The 736-nt window shown below is 70.5% G+C and carries 1 protein-coding gene; it reads left to right on the top strand.

Translation table 11 applies throughout. The features are described from left to right. The first annotated feature begins 2 nt into the window (after nucleotides 1-2). Complete coding sequence (locus tag RCG67_RS16850) at nucleotides 3-635, top strand: 3-oxoacid CoA-transferase subunit B (protein ID WP_368827942.1); 633 nt, start codon at nucleotides 3-5, stop codon at nucleotides 633-635. Nucleotides 636-736 lie beyond the last annotated feature (101 nt).

Below are 736 nucleotides of genomic sequence, written 5' to 3' on the forward strand. Positions count from 1 at the left end.
GCATCGGCATCCCCACCCTCGTGGCCAACACCCTGCCCGAGGGTGTCGACGTGGTGCTGCAGTCCGAGAACTGCGTGCTCGGCATGGGCCCGTTCCCCTACGAGGGCGACGAGGACCCGGATCTCATCAACGCCGGCAAGCAGACCATCACCCTGCGGCCGGGGGCCTCGGTCTTCGACTCCGCCACGTCCTTCGGGATGATCCGCGGCGGGCACGTCAAGATCGCGATCCTCGGCGCCATGCAGGTCTCCGGCGCCGGCGACCTCGCCAACTGGATGATCCCCGGCAAGATGGTCAAGGGGATGGGCGGGGCCATGGACCTGGTGGCCGGCACCCCGCGCGTCGTCGTGCTGACCGAGCACGTCACCAAGGACGGCTCCGCCAAGATCAAGACCGAGTGCGACCTCCCGCTCACCGGGGTGCGCGTGGTGGACCGCATCGTCACGGACCTGTGCGTGTTCGACGTCGAGGACGGCGGACTCGTGCTGCGCAGCCTCGCCCCGGGGGTCACGGAGGACGAGGTCCGCGAGAAGACCGAGGCGTCCTTCCGCACCGACCTCCAGGACGTCACCCCCGACACCGTCCCCACCGGGACGGATCCCACCGCACCAGCTGCTGCCGAGGAGAACCGATGAACACCCCGACCGACGTCGTCATCCTGTCCGGCGCCCGCACGCCCCAGGGCAAGATCCTGGGCCGGCTGGCGTCCCTCACCGCGGCCGAGCTCGGCGCCCAC

The sequence above is a fragment of the Kocuria cellulosilytica genome (assembly GCF_040981245.1).
Lineage (GTDB): Bacteria > Actinomycetota > Actinomycetes > Actinomycetales > Micrococcaceae > Kocuria > Kocuria cellulosilytica.